Source organism: Aeromonas sp. 96A, assembly GCF_051919165.1.
Lineage (GTDB): Bacteria > Pseudomonadota > Gammaproteobacteria > Enterobacterales > Aeromonadaceae > Aeromonas > Aeromonas veronii.
Window position 1 is genome coordinate 3,266,427 of sequence record NZ_JBQBFE010000001.1, and the last position, 17,988, is coordinate 3,284,414.

Here is a 17,988-nt window from a genome sequence, read left to right on the forward strand (position 1 = left end):
CTGGATGCACTGGTTTGAACCTGCAATAGCGAGTGACCCATGTTTGAATCTGAAGATGGCTACGATGCCTATCGATTTGCCGCCACAGAAGCCAAGGCCGCGAGTGCCGATCCATATCAGCTGGTGCTGATGTTGATGGATGGCTTGCTTGACGAGATAGCCAGAGCAGAAGGGCATATCTTGGCGAAACAGTTTGAGCGCAAAGGGTTGGCCATCAACAAGTGTCTGCAGATCCTGGGTGGGCTGGACAGTGCGCTTGATATGAATAAGGGTGGTGAGCTGGCGGTTAACCTGCATCGTCTTTATGACTACTGCGGTCAAAAATTGTTCGAAATCAGCGTTTCCAACAATGTTGAGGGGTTCGCCGAAGTGCGCAAAATCCTGCAAGAGCTGAAAGAGGGTTGGGAAGCAATGGCGCGTCATCCTCGTTAATACGGAAGTAGTACTTCCTTCCTCTCTGTTCTTCCTCACGCCCAACATATTGAAATTTCTTGGTTCTCGGTCTGGCCCACTCCTTGCTTGTGGGCTGGTTCATCTTCTTTTTGGGGCTCGTCATGTCAGGTATTGCTCCCGTGTTGCGTGAGACCGAACTGCAGACTCGCCAGCGTCAGTTATTGGGGTTGGGTACGCTCTTGCTGCAACAAGCGCAAGCTGGCCAGTGGGATGCAGTCAGGCTAACCGATGGACGTTTTGCACAATTTGTCTCTCAAGTTAGCCGGAATCCCCAACTCTGGGCTGCGTTGCAACCAGCAAGAGATAAAGCCCGAATTTTGTATCGACAGGCATTGCAACTCTGCGAGCAGGAGACCCAGGTTCGTAAACAGGAGTGGCAGCAGCTTTCTTCGATTCGTGAAGGTTTGACCGCCTACGGTGAGACAGAGCAATGGGATTGATTCAATTTAGCGGTTTTGACGCTGCGTATTCGCCGGATGTCACGGCCTTGAACCGTTTGTCCGGCCAAGCCGGCAGTGAAGGTGGGCTGTATCAACCGCTGGATGAGGCGGTTGAGCCTCTGGTTGTATTGCCCTTGCCCGAGCTGGCTGCCAGCGATGTTGCGGTAGAGGAAAAAGAGAGCGAACAGCCAAGGATGGAAGGCGACCCGGCTGAACAGCTGCAAGCGTTTACCAATATGCCTCCTCTCTTTGTCAGAGTAAGTGATGCCGATCTTGATGGTGTGCTTGTAAGTCGTACTTTTTCCCGAGCTGAAGGTAGCACCGGTGGCCAGCAGGTGGTGGTGGATAACAAATTGCCGCCCTCTCTTCGTGCCTTGATGGGGAGTTTGACCACGCTGCCCGAGCAAGAGGTGATGCCGCGTCGTGAAACGGTCTCTGCTGCTGCAGAACAGGCGCTCTCTACGTTGCTTGTCAAATCAAATGGGCAAACCGGTGTATTGCCCAGCCGCTTCACCTTGCCGATTATGGCCGCCGGTCTCGATGCTGGAAATGTGCCTGATACCGCTGCGGTAGAAAACAGGTTGCCAGATGCTCGCCAGCTGGCAGTTGGACAACTCGCCGTTGCACCGCTGCGTCCGGTCGACTATCAATGGGCACCTGTCCGGTTGTCAGACAACCAGAGCCAGTGGGGACAGCAGCTGGTTAGCCTGCTTCAGGACAAGGTTGAACTGCAGGTCAATCAACAGGTGAAACAGGCTCACATCCGGCTGGACCCGCCAGAGCTGGGGCGACTTGAGTTGACCGTCAAGCTCGATGGTGATCGGCTCAATGTCCAGTTGAACGTGACCAATCCGGCGGTGCGCGATGCGATGATCCAGTCGATGGAGCGCTTGCGCATGAGCCTGGCGCCCCATCATGCCGGCGGGGTCGAGGTCAATGTGGGGCAGGGTGGCGAACAGGGACAGCAGGAGCGGTGGCAACAGGAGAAGATCCTGGCTGGCCGCCGCCAGTGGCAGGATGATCCGGATTCCCAATGGGATACGGTGCACGACTGGCTCAATACACTGGTCTGATTTTTAACCCGTAACAGCGAGAGTGGTTTTACATTATGCGGCGTGTCATGAAGTGGTTGATGATATTCGTCATGGCTCTGTGTCTGTTGGCCATACTGGCCTATGGCACATGGCTTAAGCGCGATGTGGTCGAAGTCTGGCTCGGATTGGCAGAGCCAAAGCCCGAGCTGAGCAGCACTCCGCTGTTCAAGCCGATGGAGCGCTTTGTCATCAGTCTGGAAGGGGGTGAACAGTCCCATTATCTGGTGCTGGAGCTGGCACTGGTGACCTACAACCCGGCGCAGGTTGCCAAGCTGGATGAACTGACACCACTGATCCGCAATGCCATGGTGCAGTATTTCAGCCACCGCTCCCATGATGACGTAAAAGTCGAGCTGCAGAATATTTCCAAGTTGCAGGTCTCTCTGCGCGACAAGCTGGTCACTACGGTACAGGGATATGGCTACAAGCCCTATCTGGATGAAGTGCTGATCACCAAGGTACTGGTACAGTAGCCACGATATGACAGATTCCGTTTGGGATGCTCAACAAGAGTTTGCCGATACTCCGCAACTTCCTCGCACGGGAGAGCCCGCTATTCTTGCTCGCTATCTACCCTTGGTGAAGCGAGCCGCCAGCCATCTGCGCAGCCAGGTCAGTGCCTGTTTTGATCAGGAGGACATGGAGCAGGTGGGAATGATGGGATTGCTGGAGGCGTGGCGCCGTTATGGCAGCGAGCCCGATGCCCAGTTTGAAAGTTATGCCTTCAAACGGATTCGTGGCGCCATGCTCGATGAGTTGCGCCGTCTGGACTGGCGACCCCGCCAACTGCGACAGCAGGTACACGGCCATAATCAGGCGCAGCGTGAACTGCACAATCGTTTGGGGCGCCCCCCCTCAGAGCAAGAACTTGCTACTGCGCTCGACTGTTCGGTGGATGAGGTGCGTCAGTTGTCCTACGCCAGCCAGGCTGAAGCGCTGCAGAGTCTGGAAGAGTGGCTGGAGAATGGCGGTAAAGCCCCGACTACCGAATCTGATGATGTCGATATGGCGATGACCATCAGCAAGGTGTTGGCCACTCTGGATAAACGCGAGCAGTTATTGCTTTCCCTCTATTACCAGCAAGAGCTCAACATGAAAGAGATCGCGCTGGTGCTGGGATTAACCGAATCCAGGGTTTGTCAGCTGCACAAACAATGTGTACTTCAGCTAAAGCAGCGATTGGTCGACTCCATATAGTAGTGCTTCACCTTTACTGGTGACCCTTCTTGTATCGTGCGGGAACATTCATGCAAAAACAGATTGGCATCGGCGTCATATTAGTGTGCGTGCTGGGTGGTTTCATGATGGCCGGGGGGAACCTCGCCGCCTTGTGGCAGCCAGCCGAACTTATCATCATTATCGGCGCAGCGGTAGGCTCCATGTTTCTTGGCAACTCGAAAGAGGTGATGCATGAAATGTGGCGGCAGATAAAAATGTGCTTCAAAGCGAACAAAGAAGAGAAAGAGGTCTATCGTGAGCTGCTGACTTTGATGCATCAACTGCTTGAAGAGACACGCAACAAGGGGATGAAGGCGCTCGACGAGCATATTGAAAATCCCCAGCAGAGCTCGGTTTTCTTGATGTATCCCCAGATTTCGGAAGATCCCCAACTGCTTGGTTTCATTATCGATAACCTGCGTCTGCTCGGAATGGGCAAGATCACACCCCATGAACTGGATACCGTGCTGGAGCAGGAGATCATGGCCATTGAAGAGGACATGCTCAAGCCTGCTCATGCCTTGCACAAAACCGGTGAGGCCTGCCCTGGCTTCGGCATTCTTGCTGCGGTGATGGGGATCATCATCACCATGCAGCAACTGGACGGCCCCCTGAGCAATATCGGTGTCCATGTGGCGGCCGCTCTGGTGGGCACCTTTATCGGTATTTTCCTCTGCTACTGCTTGCTGGAGCCAATCAGCAATGCCATGGAAGAGATGGTCAAGCGCCGTATCGGCCTGTTGATGTGCATCAAGTCGATCCTGATTGCCCAGCTGCGTGGCAAAACTCCTTTGCTTGCCGTCGATTCGGGTCGCAAGATCCTGGAGCCTGAAGTCAAACCAAGCTTCCTTGAGCTGGAAGATTGGGTGACCAACAGGGCGATGTAATGCGCAATCACGAACAGATTATCGTCAAGCGTCAGCAGCGTCGTAACAGCGGTCCCAAAGGGGGAGGCGCCTGGAAGGTAGCATTTGCCGACTTCACATTGGCCATGATGGCTTTCTTCATGGTGCTCTGGATCCTGGCTGTGTCCAATCAGGAGGAGCGGGAAGTCGTTGCCAGCCGCCTGCGGGACTACAGCATCATGGACAGTGAGGCCAACCCGTTTGATATTCGCAACAGCCCCTATCCTGTCGATCTCGGGGGCAATCCCTCCGTGATCGATGAGTTGAACCCCAAGTTCGATCAGCAGGGTCAGCTGATGCCCAAGCATATGGACCGTAATCAGAGCATTTTTTCTGACGGTCCGGGCGGTGGATATGAAAAGCTGTTGATAGGCAAGCTTGAGGGGGAAGCCCAGATGAAGCAGCTGGCCAGCTTTATCGACCATCTTGCTGAGCAGATGCAGGCGAAGAATAACCTCGAGATTCAAATTGTTCCCCAAGGATTGCGGATCCTGATCCGTGATGACGCGGATCGGGAAATGTATAGCCGCGGCAGTGCCCGTATTAGCCCTTTCTTTCGCCATATGTTGATGGCGCTGGCACCCATATTCCAGCGTATCGAGAATCGGGTCATGATTTCTGGCCATACCGACAGCACACCGTTTGCCGGTGACAACTACAGCAACTGGGAGCTATCGTCAGACCGCGCCATGATGGCAAGACGGGTGTTGCTGGCAGGCGGCATGCCACCTGAACGAGTCGGGCAGGTTGTCGCGATGGCCGATACCATGCTGGAAGATACCCGCAATCCACAAAGCAGCCGTAATCGGCGCATTGAATTGCTGGTCATGACAACCCAGGCAGAAACTAATCTGGAGCAACTTTTCAGCTCCCAAACGCAAGCGGCAACCAGCCATGCCAAGGAGATAATTTCCCATGGACGACCCTGAGATCGAGTTTCCGCTGCATACCTCGCACAATGATCCACGCAGAAAGGTGCCGCGCTGGTATCTGCACGATGGAACAACGCCTTTCGAGTCACAGAGTTGTGGTATTGCGGCCAGATTGCTGATTTCCGGATTGCTGTTTGACAAGAACATTGGCCGCGCAGTGATCAAAGACATTGGTCCGGGCGGGGTCGGTTTCCTTGCTCCGGCTCGATTTGAATTACCCGAAACGGTGAAGCTCGCCCTGTTGCCGCGAATTGCGCTGGATTGCAACATCACTCATCGTCGCGCCATTGGCCGGCAGCTCTGCTTTTATGGTGCTCGCTGGTCATATCCGGAAGAGGTTGATTTGGCTCCGGTACTGAGCCATTGGCGCCACAGTTTCATGGTGCCGCAATCAGCGGCCGCTTCTGCTGAATCCCAAGAGGATCAGGCAAGCGTTCCAGCCTGATCTCGCCTCGACTCATATCAAGCCCCCTGGCAGCTTTCAGCAACAGGGGATCATGCAGACTGTCCAGTGAGACCGCTTTGACAATGGCGGTCGCCCCTTTCTTCCGGTTGGCGGTGGGGGCTTTGCCTTTGCTATAGACGATAGGGCAATGGGTTATCCCTTGCGCGATAGGGAGTTGCCAGGCCGGATTCCAGCGGCTGGCGTCATTCATTGATACGCCTTTTGCCTGAGCCCACGCGGGCAGTGAGCAGCCGTTCGGATGACGGAATATTTGCAAGTCATTGCCGCTGTGCCATGGCGGAAGTTGAAACTGATAGCTGTCAGCCATATCAAGCAGTCTTGCCAGCGCAACAAAGCGCGCGACATAAAAGCGTGTTTCAGTCGGAAGCTCCAGTTCCCATATATTACGTGTCCCCGCTTTTAAAACCGCATTGAGTACCCGCCCTTCTCCTGCGTTGTAGGCGGCCAAAGCAAGCAGCCAGTCATTGCCAAAGAAGCGATACAGCCATGCCAAATAGGAAAGGGCAGCCTCTGTCGCCAATGGCAGTGAATAGCGCCCATCAAATTCGCTGGTGATGGGAACGGCAAATCGGGTGGCGGTATCTGGCATCAGCTGCCAAGGGCCTGCGGCGCCAGCAGAAGAGACCACATCAAATCGGTAACTGCTTTCCAGTAAAGGAACAAAGGCAAGCAAGGGCGGCAGTTTGCGTTCGTGAACCTGTTCCGCGACCCAGCGAATAACGGGCTGTGTCTCCGCAAGACGTTGTTGAAGATAAGGGCGCTGCTTCAGCAAGAATTGCTGCTGCTGGCTGACCAAGTCGACCCCTTTACCCTGAATCGGGACAGGGAAACCAGCTTGCCAGTGATAATTGTGATAAGCATGGCAAGATGTTGATATCATTAACATCCCGCTCATTAGCAAAAAAACGAGCCGGGTCATGGGGCAATTGTTGAGCAAGGATCGCGCAATAATAAAAACATGATATATCTCAACAGTTTTTTGAATTTAAGGTCGTCTGATCATGTGTAATCCAGGACGTAGCAAGCATGATAACACGAGTAAAAAAGAGCCCAAATTCGGGTAAAGCGATTCAGAAGTTTTTGCTGTATCTGATACTCGCTAATTTCATTCTGATGGGCTTGTACATTGGTTACGCTCAAGAGCTGACATTTGCCACCAATATTCTGCTGACATCCCTGCTGATTATTTACAATCTGTTGCTGTGTCAGCTGGTGTCTCTGCGTGCTCGCCGTTCGAAAGATGGTTACATCATCTATCCAGTGATATGTGTCAGTATTTTGCTCTGTGCCGTGGTATTGTTCCGTTTCATCATATCGCCCAGATAGTGACCGCTCACCGACTTGCTGCTTATTAATCACTTTCTGTTTTTTTAGCAATAACTCTTGGAAAATCAACCTACTCAATCCACAGCATGCAATTGCTGCGTCAATATGTTCCTTCTGTCCCATCTCCTTGCTTGAAAAGCCCCCTGCACGTCCTTAAACTTCAAGGTGGGGAAAAGTGGATCAAAGTGGTTTTTAGAGGGGCAATCTGCCTGCTCACTCACCTTCAGGGACTGCAATTTGTTGCGTGGCGCTCATGCTATCAGCCTGGACAGTAAAGGGCGGCTGGCTATTCCGACCAAATTTCGTGATTGGCTGCGCGATGAAAGCGACGGCCAGCTGGTCTGTACCATCGATATTGCCCATCCCTGTCTGCTGCTTTATCCCCTGACTGAATGGGAAGAGGTCGAGCGCAAGCTCAAGACCCTCTCCAGCATGAATCCGCAAGAGCGCCGTTTGCAGCGACTGCTGCTGGGACATGCAACCGAATGCGAGCTGGATGGCAATGGCCGTCTGCTGCTCAGTCAGCCACTGCGCAACCATGCGGGGCTGGACAAGAAAATCATGCTGGTGGGCCAGCTCAACAAGTTTGAGTTGTGGGATGAAGCCCGCTGGCAACAACAGGTCAATGACGACATCTTGGGTCTGCCCGGGGACGATTGGGCAAGCTCACCACGACTACAGGATTTCTCTTTATAAATGACCCAAGCCGCTGAACACATCACAGTGCTGCTGCACGAAGCCGTTGAAGGTCTGGCCATCAAGCCGGACGGTGTCTACGTCGACGGTACTTTTGGCCGTGGTGGTCATTCTCGTCTGATCCTGCAGCACCTTGGTCCCAATGGCCGCCTGATCGCCATCGACCGCGATCCGCAGGCGATCGCCGAAGCAGCCAAGATCCAGGATCCCCGTTTCGAAATCGTGCATGGTCCCTTCTCCGGCATCGCTTCCTATCTGGATGAGCGCGGTTTGTTGGGCAAAGTGGATGGCTTCCTGCTGGATCTGGGGGTCTCTTCACCCCAACTGGATGATGCCGAGCGCGGCTTCAGCTTTATGAAAGATGGTCCGCTCGATATGCGAATGGACCCCACTTCCGGTCAGAGCGCCGCCGAGTGGCTGGCCAAGGCCGATGTGGATGACATCGCCTGGGTGCTGAAGACCTTCGGTGAGGAGCGTTTTGCCAAGAAGATCGCCCGCGCCATCGTGCACGACCGCGTGACCGAGCCTTATGTGCGTACCCGTCAACTGGCGGAGATGATTGCCCGGGTCAATCCGAGCAAGGAGAAGGGCAAGCATGCGGCAACCCGCAGCTTCCAGGCCATTCGCATCTATATCAACAGCGAGCTGGACGAGATCGAAACCGCGCTCAACGGTGCGCTGGAAGTATTGGCACCACATGGCCGTCTGTCGGTGATCAGCTTCCATTCGCTGGAAGACCGGTTGGTGAAGCATTTCATCCGCAAGCACGAGAAGGGGCCGGAAGTGCCTTACGGCATTCCGTTGACCGAAGCCCAGCTCGCTGGCGGTCGCAAATTGAAGTCGGTCGGCAAGGCACTCAAGCCTTCTGATCATGAAGTATCTGAAAACAGCCGGTCACGCAGCTCGGTGCTGCGGGTTGCCGAACGGCTGGCGGAGTAAGCGATGAGCGAAGTGCGTGTTCATCTGGCCAAGGAGATCGTTGCCGATCTCTGGCGGCACAAGCTGCAGATTTTTCTGTCGGTCGCCGTGCTGGTGACCGCGTTTGCCGTGATCCTGGTGACCAACATGACCCGAGGTCTGACGGCCCAGCAGAACGATCTGATGGCGGAAGAGGATCGCCTCAATATCGAATGGCGCCATCTGCTGCTGGAGCAGGGCACTCTGGCTGAACACTCCCGGGTGGCGAGTCTGGCGATGGACAAGTTGCAGATGGGTCGTCCGCTGGTGACCACCGAGAAGGTAATTACCCAACCATGAAACGCAAGGCTACAGCCAAAGCTGCCAAAGCGAATGTCAAAGCGCCATCGATCTATCCGTGGCGCTTTCGCACGCTTGCGGTGTTTATCGGCATCGCGTTTGTGGGTCTGATCCTGCGTCTGGCCTGGATCCAGGTGATCAATCCGGATCGTCTGCGTCAGGAAGGGGACATGCGTTCCCTGCGTACCACCTCTACCCAGGCGGTGCGCGGCATGATCACCGATCGCAACGGCGAGCAGCTGGCGGTTTCTGTGCCGGTCGAAGCTGTCTGGGCCGATCCCAAGACGGTGCATGAATCTGGTGCCATCAATAATGAGCGAGCCTGGCTGGCTCTCTCCGCCGTGCTCAAGCTCGACATCAATACCCTCAAACACCGCATCGCCAACCCCAGCAAACGCTTCGTCTATCTGCAGCGTCAGGTTACTCCTGCGGTGGCGGAATATATCAAGGGGCTCAAGCTGGGTGGCATCTACCTGCGCCCCGAAGCGCGCCGCTTCTATCCGACCGGCGAGATCAGCGCCCATCTGGTGGGGGTGACCAACATCGATGGCAGCGGTATTGAAGGGATTGAGCGCAGCTACAACGAGTGGCTGACGGCGACACCCGGCGAAATGCGGGTACGAAAGGATCGTCAAGGTCGCGTCATCGAGCGGCTTGGCATCGTCAAAGAGGGCAAGAACGCCAACGATCTGCAGCTCAGTATCGATCAGCGGGTGCAGGCTCTGGCCTACCGAGCCCTCAAGCGGGCAACCGACGAGAACAAGGCGACCTCCGGCTCCATGGTGATGCTGGATATCAAGACAGGTGAAGTACTCGCCATGGTCAACACCCCCTCCTATAACCCGAACAACCGTGGCCAGTATCAGAGCTTCCGGGTACGCAACCGGGTGGTAACCGATACTTATGAGCCGGGTTCGACCGTCAAGCCATTGATTTTGCTCAGTGCCTTGCAGGCAGGTGTCACCAGCTGGAAAGATTTCATTCCTGGTGGGCCGCTCTTTATCGGTGCCAAGCAGATCAAGGACGTCAGTATCCACAAGGCGACCAACCTCTACGATATCCTGCGCTACTCCTCCAACATCGGTATGTCGCGCATCGCGCTGCGGATGCCGGCGCAGGAGATGATCAACACCCTCAGCATGTTCGGTTTCGGTATGGATACCGGCAGCGGGCTGATGGGCGAGAGCAGCGGCATGCTGCCCCAGCGTCGTCGCTGGTCCGATATCGAGCGGGCAACCCTCTCGTTCGGTTATGGTCTGCGGGTCACCCCGCTGCAGCTGGCTTCCGCCTACGCCACCCTGGCTAACAAGGGCAAACGGGTGCCGCTCTCCATCGTCAAGGTGACTACGCCGCCCAAGGGTGAGCAGGTGATTGATCACAACAACGCCGCTGCCATGTTGCAGGCGCTGGAGTATGTGGTCGACAACGCTATTCCAAAAGCCAAGATCCCGGGCTATCGGGTCGGTGGCAAGAGTGGTACCGCCAAGGTCGCCGTCGCCGGTGGCTATGGCAAGGATTACATGGCCTGGTTTGCCGGTTTCGCACCCGCCAGTGATCCCCGTTTCGTCATGGTGGTGGTGATCAACGAGCCAAAAGGTAGCGCCTACTATGGCGGCGCCGTGGCGACCCCACCGTTTGCAGAGGCCATGGGCGGGGTGCTGCAGCTCTTCAATATTCGTCCCGATGCGGTGCCGCCAGCGGTGCCCACCAAACTTGCCCGTACGGAGGCTTCTCTTGTCCCGCGCACTTGATGCATTACTGCGCCCCTTCGGTATCCAGGCGCCGGCGCTCACCCTGACCGATATCCAGCTGGATAGTCGGCGGGTTGGCCCCGGCTCGCTCTTCGTGGCCATTCGCGGCCATCAGGTGGATGGCAGACGGTTTATCGAACAGGCGGTGGCTCAAGGAGCGACCGCTGTTGTGTTTGAGGAGGATGGTGAATTTATCCCACCATCGACTCCGGTTCCCTGTATCGGGATGCGGGATCTGCCCGCTCACCTCTCTGCTCTTGCAGGTTATTTCTACGATCAACCAGCCAAAAAACTGGATCTGGTCGGGATCACCGGCACCAATGGCAAGAGCACTACGGCGCTGCTGGTCGCCAACTGGCGCACCCTGCTGGGTGGCAAGGCGGGTGTGATGGGCACCATCGGCAACGGCCTGTTTGGCCATCTGATCGAAGCGGAAAACACCACCGGCAGCGCCGTGCAGGTGCAAGCCAATCTGGCTGCGCTGCAAGCGCAGGGGGCGGATCTGGTGGCGATGGAGGTCTCCAGCCATGGTCTGGTGCAGCACCGTGTTGCCGCACTGCCGTTTGCCGCTGCCGTTTTCACCAACCTGAGCCGGGATCACCTCGATTATCACGGCACCATGGAAGCCTATGGCGCCGCCAAGGAGCAGCTGTTGCAGCTGGTCGATGAGTCGAATGCGGTGATCAACCGTGATGACAAGTTGGGTGCCAAGTGGATCGAAAAATATCCGGCAGCGGTGGCGTTCAGCGTTAATGGCCCGATCGAAAACCATTCTGGCCGTCAATTAACGGCGCAGCAGCTTGATTTTCACCAGCAAGGTTTTCGCGCGCAGATTAACTCCAGCTGGGGGAATGGTGTATTATCCGCCCCCTTGCTCGGGCGCTTCAACGTCAGCAATGTGCTGGCCGCGATGGGCGTGATGCTGGTGCTCGGTTACGACTTCAACGAGCTGCTGGCAACTGCCCCGAAATTGCAGCCAGTGACCGGTCGCATGGAGTGTTTCGGCGGTGGCGATACGCCGCTGGCGGTGGTCGATTACGCCCACACTCCGGACGCGCTGGAGAAGGCATTGCAGGCCCTGCGAGTGCACTGCACAGGCCAGCTCTGGTGCCTGGTTGGCTGTGGTGGCGACCGCGATCGCGGCAAGCGCCCCATGATGGCCGCCATGGCCGAGCAGTATGCGGATCGCGTGATCCTGACCGACGACAATCCCCGTACCGAGGAGCCGGCCCGGATCATGGCCGACATGGTGGCGGGTCTTCGCGATCCTGCTGCGGTGCAGGTGGAGCACGACCGGGTCAAGGCGATTGCGCTGGCCATCGGTCAGGCGAGCAAACAGGACATCATCCTGGTGGCCGGTAAGGGTCACGAGGATTATCAGATCATTGGAACCGACAAGCGGCACTACAGCGACCGGGAAACCGTTGCTGCCGCCTTGCACACATTATTGGAGTCATTCAAATGATGACCCTCAGGCTTGCCGAGCTGGCGCAGGTACTCGATGCCCGTCTGATTGGTGACGACGGCGAGATCACCGTCGTCAGTACCGACACCCGCACTCTGGGCGCGGGTGCCCTGTTCGTTGCTCTGCGCGGCGAGCGCTTCGATGCCCACGATTTTTGCGAGCAGGCCGTTCAGGCAGGGGCCTCTGCCCTGCTGGTTGAGCGTGAGCTGCCGCTGGCCATCCCCCAGCTGGTGGTGACCGACAGTCTGAAAGGACTGGGCCGACTCGGCAAACTGGTGCGCGAGCGCATCAACCCGAAAGTGCTGGCCATTACCGGCAGCTGCGGCAAGACCACGGTGAAGGAGATGGCAACCGCCATACTGCGCAACGAAGGGGAAGTGCTGGCCACCGCTGGCAACTTCAACAACGAGGTGGGCGTGCCGCTCACCCTGCTGCGCCTCGAGCCGCAACACCGGTTTGCAGTGATGGAGCTGGGGGCCAACCATCCGGGCGAAATCGCCTGGACTACTTCACTGGCCAAACCCGATGCCGCCATCATCAACAACGTGGCGGCGGCCCATCTGGAGGGCTTCGGCTCGTTGGAAGGGGTATTCCACGCCAAGAGCGAAATCTTTGAGGGGCTGAGCGAGGGCGGCACGGCCATCGTCAATGCCGACAACGAATTCTGGCCGAAGTGGCGGGAACGCGGCATTCAGTGCGCCTTCTCCATCGACGATCAGAGCCAGCCGTTTCACGCGCGCAACCTTGTGCTCAATGAGCGAGGCTGCGCCGAGTTCGTGATGGTGACCCCGCAGGGCGAGTTGAGCCTGACTCTGGCGATCCCGGGTCGCCACAACGTGGCCAATGCGTTGGCTGCCGCCGCGGGCTGTCTGGCCCTCGGCGCATCCCTCGACTCCGTCAAGGCTGGGCTGGAACAGATGGCACCGGTCAAGGGGCGCTTCTGCGTGCAGCGCTGGGGCGGTCTGACCCTGGTAGATGATACCTACAATGCCAGCGTGGAATCCGTGCTGGCGGGCATCGATGCCCTGACCGCCATGGGCGGCTTCAAGGTGCTGGTGTTTGGTGATATGCGGGAACTGGGTGAGGAGTCTGCCGAGCAACACGCCCGGGTTGGCCGTCATGCCCGCGAGCGCGGTCTGGATGCCGTGCTGACAGTGGGGGAAGAGAGTCGCCACACCGCAGATGCCGCGGTTGGCCGACATTTCGATAACAAGGCGTCGTTGTTTGAAGTGCTTGCGCAAATGATAAATACACATCAGGAAATTTCGATTCTGGTCAAGGGGGCACGTGGCTCCCGCATGGAAGATATCGTCGAGATGGTCAAAGACCGTCAGGAGTCAGCCACATGCTAGTCTGGCTGGCCGAACTGCTCACCCCGCACTTCACCTTCTTCAACGTCTTCTCCTACCTGACGTTTCGCGCCATCCTGTCGATCATTACCGGACTGGGGGTTGCCCTCTGGATGGGGCCACGCCTGATCCGTCGCCTGCAGATCCTGAAATTCGGTCAAGTGATCCGCAACGACGGTCCCGAGTCCCACCTCAGCAAGCGGGGTACCCCGACCATGGGTGGCCTGATGATCATTGCTGCGATTTTCACGTCTGTGCTGCTCTGGTGCCGCCTCGACAACCCCTATGTCTGGCTGGTGCTGTTTGTGCTGGGTGCCTATGGCGCCATCGGCTTTGCCGACGACTACCTCAAGGTGGTGCGCAAGAATACCGACGGCCTGATCGCGCGCTGGAAGTATTTCTGGCAATCCGCGGTAGCGCTGGCGGTGGCGGTGTTCCTCTATGCGACCGCAACCCATGAGGGCCAAACCCAGCTGGTGGTGCCTTTCCTCAAGGATGTGATGCCGCAGCTTGGCTTGATGTTTATCGTACTGACCTACTTTGTCATCGTCGGCACCTCCAACGCGGTCAACCTGACCGACGGTCTCGACGGCCTGGCCATCATGCCGACCGTGATGGTGGCGGGGGGCTTTGCCCTGATCGCCTGGGCCACCGGTAACGTCAACTTTGCCAGCTACCTGCACATTCCCTACGTGCCCTATACCTCCGAGCTGGTGATCGTCTGTACCGCCATCGTCGGGGCGGGTCTGGGTTTCCTCTGGTTCAACACCTATCCGGCGCAGGTCTTCATGGGCGACGTTGGTTCCCTGGCGCTGGGCGGCGCGCTCGGTACCATCGCCGTGTTGGTCCGTCAGGAGTTCCTGCTGGTGATCATGGGCGGCGTCTTCGTGATGGAGACTGTCTCGGTGATCCTGCAGGTGGGTTCATACAAGCTGCGCGGCGTGCGGATCTTCCGCATGGCGCCGATCCATCACCACTACGAGAAGAAGGGCTGGCCGGAGCCGCGCGTCATCGTGCGCTTCTGGATCATCACCCTCGTGCTGGTGCTGCTGGGTCTTGCCACCCTGAAGGTGAGGTAAGGCCATGGTCATCATCATCGGATTGGGCAAAACCGGACTCTCCTGTGTCGATTACTTCCTCGGCCGTGGCGTGACGCCACTGGTGATGGATACCCGCGCCAACCCGCCCGGCAAGGATCAACTGCCGCCGGAGGTTGAGCTCATTCACGGGCTCGACGAGGCACTGCTAAAGCAGGCGCACATGATCGTCGCGAGCCCGGGTATCGCGCTGGCGACCCCCGAACTGAAAGCGGCTGCCGAGTGTGGCGTACAGATCGTCGGTGACATCGAACTGTTTGTGCGCGAGACCCAGACCCCGGTCATCGCCATTACCGGCTCCAACGGCAAGAGCACCGTCACTACCCTGGTGGGCGAGATGATTGCCGAAGCCGGTCTCAATGTCGGCGTGGGCGGCAATATCGGCACGCCTGCGCTGGAGCTGCTCAAGCAGCCGATGGATCTCTGCGTGCTGGAGCTCTCCAGCTTCCAGCTGGAAACTACTCACAGTTTGCGTGCTGCCGCCTCCGTGGTGCTGAACCTCTCAGAAGATCATATGGATCGCTATCAGGGCATGGCCGACTATCGCGCCGCCAAGATGGAGATCCATCAGCACTCCAAACACATTCTGGTCAATCGTGACGATGCCCAGACCCTGCCTGATGTGGGTCAGGTGTGGCAGAGCTTTGGTCTCGACTGCAATGGCTATGGCCGTTGCCTGCTGGATGGCCGCTACTGGTTGACGTTGCACGGTGAACCACTGCTGGCGGTAGACGAGATGAAGATCGTCGGTGCCCACAATCAGGCCAACGCGCTGGCCGCCATGGCGCTGTGTGATGCGGTCGGCATTCCTCGTGCGGCTCAGCTTACCGTGCTGCGTCGTTTCGAGGGCTTGCCCCATCGTGCCCGCTTCGTGCGCGAGGTGAACGGGGTGCGCTGGATCAACGACTCCAAGGCCACCAACGTGGGAGCCACGCTGGCTGCCGTTGCCGGTGTGCGCGAGTCGGTCAAGGGGCGCCTGCTGCTGCTGGCCGGTGGTCAGGGTAAGGGGCAGGATTTTGGCCCGATCCAGGCGCTGTTGGGCAACCAGATCGATCACATGTACTGCTTCGGTCAGGATGCCGAGGTGCTGCTGGCACTGGGCGAGCAGACCGAACGGGTGGCCGACCTTGCTGCCGCGGTTGCCAAAGCGGCTGCCGATGCCAAGCCCGGTGACTGGGTGCTGCTGGCGCCAGCCTGTGCCAGCCTCGATCAGTTCAAGTCGTTCGAGGTGCGTGGCGATCGCTTTACCGAAATGGTGCTGGCGCTATGAACGCCCTTCGCGCAGCAGCAGGTCTGTTCCAGCGCTGGTTGTTACCGGCGCGTCCTGCCGGTCTCTACGATCGGCAGCTGGTACTGCTGGCGCTCTCCCTGATGGCGGTCGGGGTGGTCATCGTGGCCTCGGCGTCGATCCCCGAAGGGATTGCGCTGGGGGATGACCCCTTCATGTTTGTGAAGCGTCACGCCCTGTTTCTGGTGATGGCGCTCGGTATCTCCTGGTTTGTGTTGCAGGTGCCGATGGCGCGCTGGCAACAGCACAACGGCCCCATGCTGCTGCTGGCGATCTTGATGCTGGTGCTGGTGCTGCTGGTGGGCCGCAACGTCAACGGTGCGGTGCGCTGGTTGCCGCTCGGCCCCTTCAACCTGCAGCCTGCCGAGTTTGGCAAGCTGGCGCTGTTTGTCTATCTGGCCGGCTATCTGGTGCGGCGCCAGAGCGAAGTGCGTGAAGCCTGGATCGGCTTTTTGAAACCGCTGGCGGTGTTCGGGGTGCTGGCGGTCTTGCTGCTGTTGCAGCCTGACCTGGGTTCCACCGTGGTGATGTTCGTTACCTCGTTCGGCATGCTGTTTCTGGCCGGTGCCCGACTGGGACAGTTTTTGACCCTGATCGGCGCGGGCCTCGGCTCTGTGGTGATGCTGATTATCGTCGAGCCCTACCGGATGCGGCGAGTGACCTCCTTTATGGATCCCTGGGCCGATCCGTTTGGCAGCGGCTACCAGTTGACCCAGTCGCTGATGGCGTTTGGCCGTGGCAGCTGGTTTGGCGAAGGGCTTGGCAACTCCATCCAGAAGATGGAGTACCTGCCGGAAGCGCACACTGACTTCGTGTTTGCGATCCTCGGTGAAGAGCTGGGTTACGTCGGGGTGCTGGGCGCCCTGTTCCTGATTTTTGCGCTGGCGGTCAAGGCGCTCAAGCTGGGGCATCGCGCGCTGGTGGCAGAGCGGCTCTATGACGGTTATCTGGCCATCGGCATTGGCATCTGGTTCAGCTTCCAGACCTTCGTCAACGTCGGCGCGGCCAGCGGCATGATGCCAACCAAGGGCTTGACCCTGCCGCTGGTGAGTTACGGTGGTTCCAGTCTCATCATCATGTCGGTGGCGGTGAGCATGTTGATTCGAATCGATTTTGAGTTGCGTCAGGCGACAGCCCAGGCGCGCGTGCGGGAGGTTTAGTGAGCAAGACTCTGTTGGTGATGGCAGGTGGTACCGGTGGGCATGTGTTCCCCGGTCTGGCCGTGGCCGATCGCCTGAAGGCCCAGGGCTGGACTGTCCACTGGCTCGGCACTGCCGACCGGATGGAGGCGGAGCTGGTGCCCGCCCACGGTTATCCCATCTCCTTCATCGATATTCAGGGAGTACGTGGCAACGGCATCAAGCGACTGCTGGTGGCACCCTATCGCATCGTCAAATCGATCTTGCAGGCGCGTCAGGTGCTCAAGACCGTTCGTCCTGATGTGGTGCTCGGCATGGGCGGTTTTGCTTCCGGCCCGGGTGGCGTGGCGGCCTGGTTCTCCGGCATCCCGCTGCTGCTCCATGAGCAGAATGCCGCTGCCGGCATGACCAACAAGCTGCTGGCCCGTATCGCCAGGCGGGTGCTGATGGCATTTCCGGGTGCCTTCGCGCCGAGCCGTCGCACCGCCGTGGTGGGTAATCCGGTGCGTCCCGAAGTGGTTGCCCTGCCGGATCCACAACTGCGCAGCGGAGCCGAGCCACTGCATCTGCTGATCGTGGGTGGCAGTCTGGGTGCGCGGGTGCTCAACGAGCAGGTACCTGCTGCGGTGGCAGCATCCGGCGTGCCCATTGAAGTGCGTCACCAGTGTGGCAAGGGCAATGCTGAGACTGTCTCTGCTGCCTATGTCCAGCACGGCATCAATGCCGAGGTGAGTGAATTTATCAAGGATATGGCCAGCGCCTACGCCTGGGCCGATCTGGTGGTTTGCCGTGCCGGTGCGCTGACGGTTTCCGAAGTGGCTGCCGCCGGTGTGGCAGCCATTTTCGTGCCGCTGCCCCATGCGGTGGATGATCACCAGACCCGTAACGCCCTGACCCTGGTCGACGGCGGAGCGGCCGAGTTTCTGCCCCAGTCCGAGCTGAACACAGCCTCACTGGCGGCACGCTTGACCTGGTTGGCAGGTCGCCGGGAGACCCTGTTTAACATGGCGAAAGCGGCTCGCCGCGTCGCCATCACGGATGCGGCCGAGCGGGTTGCGGATGAGTGCAAACAGCTCGCAACCGGGCAGCGTGGTAAAGATTGATGAGCAAGG

The 17,988-nt window shown here is 58.1% G+C and carries 20 protein-coding genes; 18 read left to right on the forward strand and 2 right to left on the reverse strand.

Annotated features, from left to right (window positions below; translation table 11 throughout):
• Positions 1-39: 39 nt before the first annotated feature.
• From lafC to ACTG2W_RS15180, 8 genes are all read left to right on the forward strand, one after another.
• On the forward strand, positions 40-432 hold the full coding sequence (gene lafC, locus ACTG2W_RS15145) for a lateral flagellar export chaperone LafC (RefSeq protein WP_005336195.1): 393 nt from the start codon (positions 40-42) through the stop codon (positions 430-432).
• A gap of 59 nt (positions 433-491) precedes the next feature.
• Positions 492-893: a LafX gene (locus ACTG2W_RS15150; protein ID WP_234921483.1), complete on the forward strand. Its 402-nt coding sequence runs from the start codon at positions 492-494 to the stop codon at positions 891-893.
• The gene (locus ACTG2W_RS15155; RefSeq protein ID WP_440016330.1) at positions 884-1,966 is read left to right on the forward strand and encodes a flagellar hook-length control protein FliK; all 1,083 of its coding nucleotides are present in this window, start codon (positions 884-886) and stop codon (positions 1,964-1,966) included. The genes ACTG2W_RS15150 and ACTG2W_RS15155 overlap by 10 nt, the downstream gene beginning before the upstream one ends.
• Positions 1,967-2,037: 71 nt before the next feature.
• A complete protein-coding gene (lafF, locus tag ACTG2W_RS15160) occupies positions 2,038-2,460 on the forward strand; it encodes a lateral flagellar basal body-associated protein LafF (protein ID WP_272870671.1) in 423 nt (140 codons plus the stop codon).
• Between the two features lie 7 nt (positions 2,461-2,467).
• Positions 2,468-3,184, forward strand: coding sequence for a lateral flagellar system RNA polymerase sigma factor LafS (lafS, locus tag ACTG2W_RS15165; RefSeq protein WP_026034857.1), 717 nt, complete (start codon positions 2,468-2,470; stop codon positions 3,182-3,184).
• Between the two features lie 50 nt (positions 3,185-3,234).
• On the forward strand, positions 3,235-4,092 hold the full coding sequence (lafT, locus tag ACTG2W_RS15170; RefSeq protein ID WP_019444796.1) for a lateral flagellar motor stator protein LafT: 858 nt from the start codon (positions 3,235-3,237) through the stop codon (positions 4,090-4,092).
• Positions 4,092-5,039 carry a lateral flagellar motor protein LafU gene (gene lafU, locus ACTG2W_RS15175; protein ID WP_245148018.1) on the forward strand — a complete coding sequence of 316 codons (948 nt, stop codon included), beginning with the start codon at positions 4,092-4,094 and terminating at the stop codon, positions 5,037-5,039. The genes lafT and lafU overlap by 1 nt, the downstream gene beginning before the upstream one ends.
• Entirely contained in the window at positions 5,026-5,487 is a 462-nt protein-coding gene (locus ACTG2W_RS15180) for a hypothetical protein (RefSeq protein ID WP_128834329.1), read from the forward strand. The genes lafU and ACTG2W_RS15180 overlap by 14 nt, the downstream gene beginning before the upstream one ends.
• Here ACTG2W_RS15180 and ACTG2W_RS15185 read toward each other — a convergent pair.
• Both ACTG2W_RS15185 and ACTG2W_RS15190 read right to left on the reverse strand, forming a co-directional pair.
• Positions 5,420-6,427: a lytic transglycosylase domain-containing protein gene (locus ACTG2W_RS15185; protein ID WP_235657010.1), complete on the reverse strand. Its 1,008-nt coding sequence runs from the start codon at positions 6,425-6,427 to the stop codon at positions 5,420-5,422. The two genes, ACTG2W_RS15180 and ACTG2W_RS15185, sit on opposite strands and share 68 nt — an antisense overlap.
• A gap of 80 nt (positions 6,428-6,507) precedes the next feature.
• Positions 6,508-6,957 carry a hypothetical protein gene (locus ACTG2W_RS15190; protein ID WP_181281616.1) on the reverse strand — a complete coding sequence of 150 codons (450 nt, stop codon included), beginning with the start codon at positions 6,955-6,957 and terminating at the stop codon, positions 6,508-6,510.
• A gap of 114 nt (positions 6,958-7,071) precedes the next feature.
• On the opposite strand from ACTG2W_RS15190, the gene mraZ reads away from it, so the two are divergent.
• From mraZ to murG, 10 genes are read left to right on the forward strand one after another with little or no spacing between them, the layout of a single operon-like run.
• Positions 7,072-7,530: a division/cell wall cluster transcriptional repressor MraZ gene (gene mraZ / locus ACTG2W_RS15195; RefSeq protein ID WP_042655670.1), complete on the forward strand. Its 459-nt coding sequence runs from the start codon at positions 7,072-7,074 to the stop codon at positions 7,528-7,530.
• On the forward strand, positions 7,531-8,469 hold the full coding sequence (gene rsmH / locus ACTG2W_RS15200; protein WP_005336168.1) for a 16S rRNA (cytosine(1402)-N(4))-methyltransferase RsmH: 939 nt from the start codon (positions 7,531-7,533) through the stop codon (positions 8,467-8,469).
• Between the two features lie 3 nt (positions 8,470-8,472).
• The gene (gene ftsL, locus ACTG2W_RS15205; RefSeq protein ID WP_042058665.1) at positions 8,473-8,787 is read left to right on the forward strand and encodes a cell division protein FtsL; all 315 of its coding nucleotides are present in this window, start codon (positions 8,473-8,475) and stop codon (positions 8,785-8,787) included.
• A complete protein-coding gene (locus tag ACTG2W_RS15210; RefSeq protein WP_019444792.1) occupies positions 8,784-10,538 on the forward strand; it encodes a peptidoglycan glycosyltransferase FtsI in 1,755 nt (584 codons plus the stop codon). The genes ftsL and ACTG2W_RS15210 overlap by 4 nt, the downstream gene beginning before the upstream one ends.
• Positions 10,471-12,003: a UDP-N-acetylmuramoyl-L-alanyl-D-glutamate--2,6-diaminopimelate ligase gene (gene murE / locus ACTG2W_RS15215; protein WP_106843503.1), complete on the forward strand. Its 1,533-nt coding sequence runs from the start codon at positions 10,471-10,473 to the stop codon at positions 12,001-12,003. Before ACTG2W_RS15210 ends, murE begins: the two co-directional genes overlap by 68 nt.
• Positions 12,000-13,355, forward strand: coding sequence for a UDP-N-acetylmuramoyl-tripeptide--D-alanyl-D-alanine ligase (locus ACTG2W_RS15220; protein ID WP_106843504.1), 1,356 nt, complete (start codon positions 12,000-12,002; stop codon positions 13,353-13,355). Before murE ends, ACTG2W_RS15220 begins: the two co-directional genes overlap by 4 nt.
• Positions 13,349-14,431 (forward strand): phospho-N-acetylmuramoyl-pentapeptide-transferase, encoded by a 1,083-nt coding sequence (gene mraY / locus ACTG2W_RS15225; RefSeq protein ID WP_005356635.1) that lies wholly within the window; start codon positions 13,349-13,351, stop codon positions 14,429-14,431. Before ACTG2W_RS15220 ends, mraY begins: the two co-directional genes overlap by 7 nt.
• Before the next feature lie 4 nt (positions 14,432-14,435).
• Positions 14,436-15,719 carry a UDP-N-acetylmuramoyl-L-alanine--D-glutamate ligase gene (murD, locus tag ACTG2W_RS15230; protein ID WP_005336156.1) on the forward strand — a complete coding sequence of 428 codons (1,284 nt, stop codon included), beginning with the start codon at positions 14,436-14,438 and terminating at the stop codon, positions 15,717-15,719.
• Positions 15,716-16,897, forward strand: coding sequence for a cell division protein FtsW (ftsW, locus tag ACTG2W_RS15235; RefSeq protein WP_005336154.1), 1,182 nt, complete (start codon positions 15,716-15,718; stop codon positions 16,895-16,897). The genes murD and ftsW overlap by 4 nt, the downstream gene beginning before the upstream one ends.
• Entirely contained in the window at positions 16,897-17,979 is a 1,083-nt protein-coding gene (gene murG / locus ACTG2W_RS15240; protein WP_106843505.1) for an undecaprenyldiphospho-muramoylpentapeptide beta-N-acetylglucosaminyltransferase, read from the forward strand. The genes ftsW and murG overlap by 1 nt, the downstream gene beginning before the upstream one ends.
• Positions 17,980-17,988: the final 9 nt, after the last annotated feature.

Excerpts from the sequence above, each read along its gene's own strand:
- lafC (WP_005336195.1), top strand. The coding sequence starts at position 40 with ATGTTTGAATCTGAAGATGGCTACGATGCCTATCGATTTGCCGCCACA.
- ACTG2W_RS15155 (WP_440016330.1), top strand. The coding sequence starts at position 884 with ATGGGATTGATTCAATTTAGCGGTTTTGACGCTGCGTATTCGCCGGAT.
- lafF (WP_272870671.1), top strand. The coding sequence starts at position 2,038 with ATGGCTCTGTGTCTGTTGGCCATACTGGCCTATGGCACATGGCTTAAG.
- lafS (WP_026034857.1), top strand. The coding sequence starts at position 2,468 with ATGACAGATTCCGTTTGGGATGCTCAACAAGAGTTTGCCGATACTCCG.
- lafT (WP_019444796.1), top strand. The coding sequence starts at position 3,235 with ATGCAAAAACAGATTGGCATCGGCGTCATATTAGTGTGCGTGCTGGGT.
- lafU (WP_245148018.1), top strand. The coding sequence starts at position 4,092 with ATGCGCAATCACGAACAGATTATCGTCAAGCGTCAGCAGCGTCGTAAC.
- ACTG2W_RS15180 (WP_128834329.1), top strand. The coding sequence starts at position 5,026 with ATGGACGACCCTGAGATCGAGTTTCCGCTGCATACCTCGCACAATGAT.
- ACTG2W_RS15185 (WP_235657010.1), bottom strand. The coding sequence starts at position 6,427 with ATGACCCGGCTCGTTTTTTTGCTAATGAGCGGGATGTTAATGATATCA.
- ACTG2W_RS15190 (WP_181281616.1), bottom strand. The coding sequence starts at position 6,957 with ATGGGACAGAAGGAACATATTGACGCAGCAATTGCATGCTGTGGATTG.
- rsmH (WP_005336168.1), top strand. The coding sequence starts at position 7,531 with ATGACCCAAGCCGCTGAACACATCACAGTGCTGCTGCACGAAGCCGTT.
- ftsL (WP_042058665.1), top strand. The coding sequence starts at position 8,473 with ATGAGCGAAGTGCGTGTTCATCTGGCCAAGGAGATCGTTGCCGATCTC.
- ACTG2W_RS15210 (WP_019444792.1), top strand. The coding sequence starts at position 8,784 with ATGAAACGCAAGGCTACAGCCAAAGCTGCCAAAGCGAATGTCAAAGCG.
- murE (WP_106843503.1), top strand. The coding sequence starts at position 10,471 with ATGCGGTGCCGCCAGCGGTGCCCACCAAACTTGCCCGTACGGAGGCTT.
- ACTG2W_RS15220 (WP_106843504.1), top strand. The coding sequence starts at position 12,000 with ATGATGACCCTCAGGCTTGCCGAGCTGGCGCAGGTACTCGATGCCCGT.
- mraY (WP_005356635.1), top strand. The coding sequence starts at position 13,349 with ATGCTAGTCTGGCTGGCCGAACTGCTCACCCCGCACTTCACCTTCTTC.
- murD (WP_005336156.1), top strand. The coding sequence starts at position 14,436 with ATGGTCATCATCATCGGATTGGGCAAAACCGGACTCTCCTGTGTCGAT.
- ftsW (WP_005336154.1), top strand. The coding sequence starts at position 15,716 with ATGAACGCCCTTCGCGCAGCAGCAGGTCTGTTCCAGCGCTGGTTGTTA.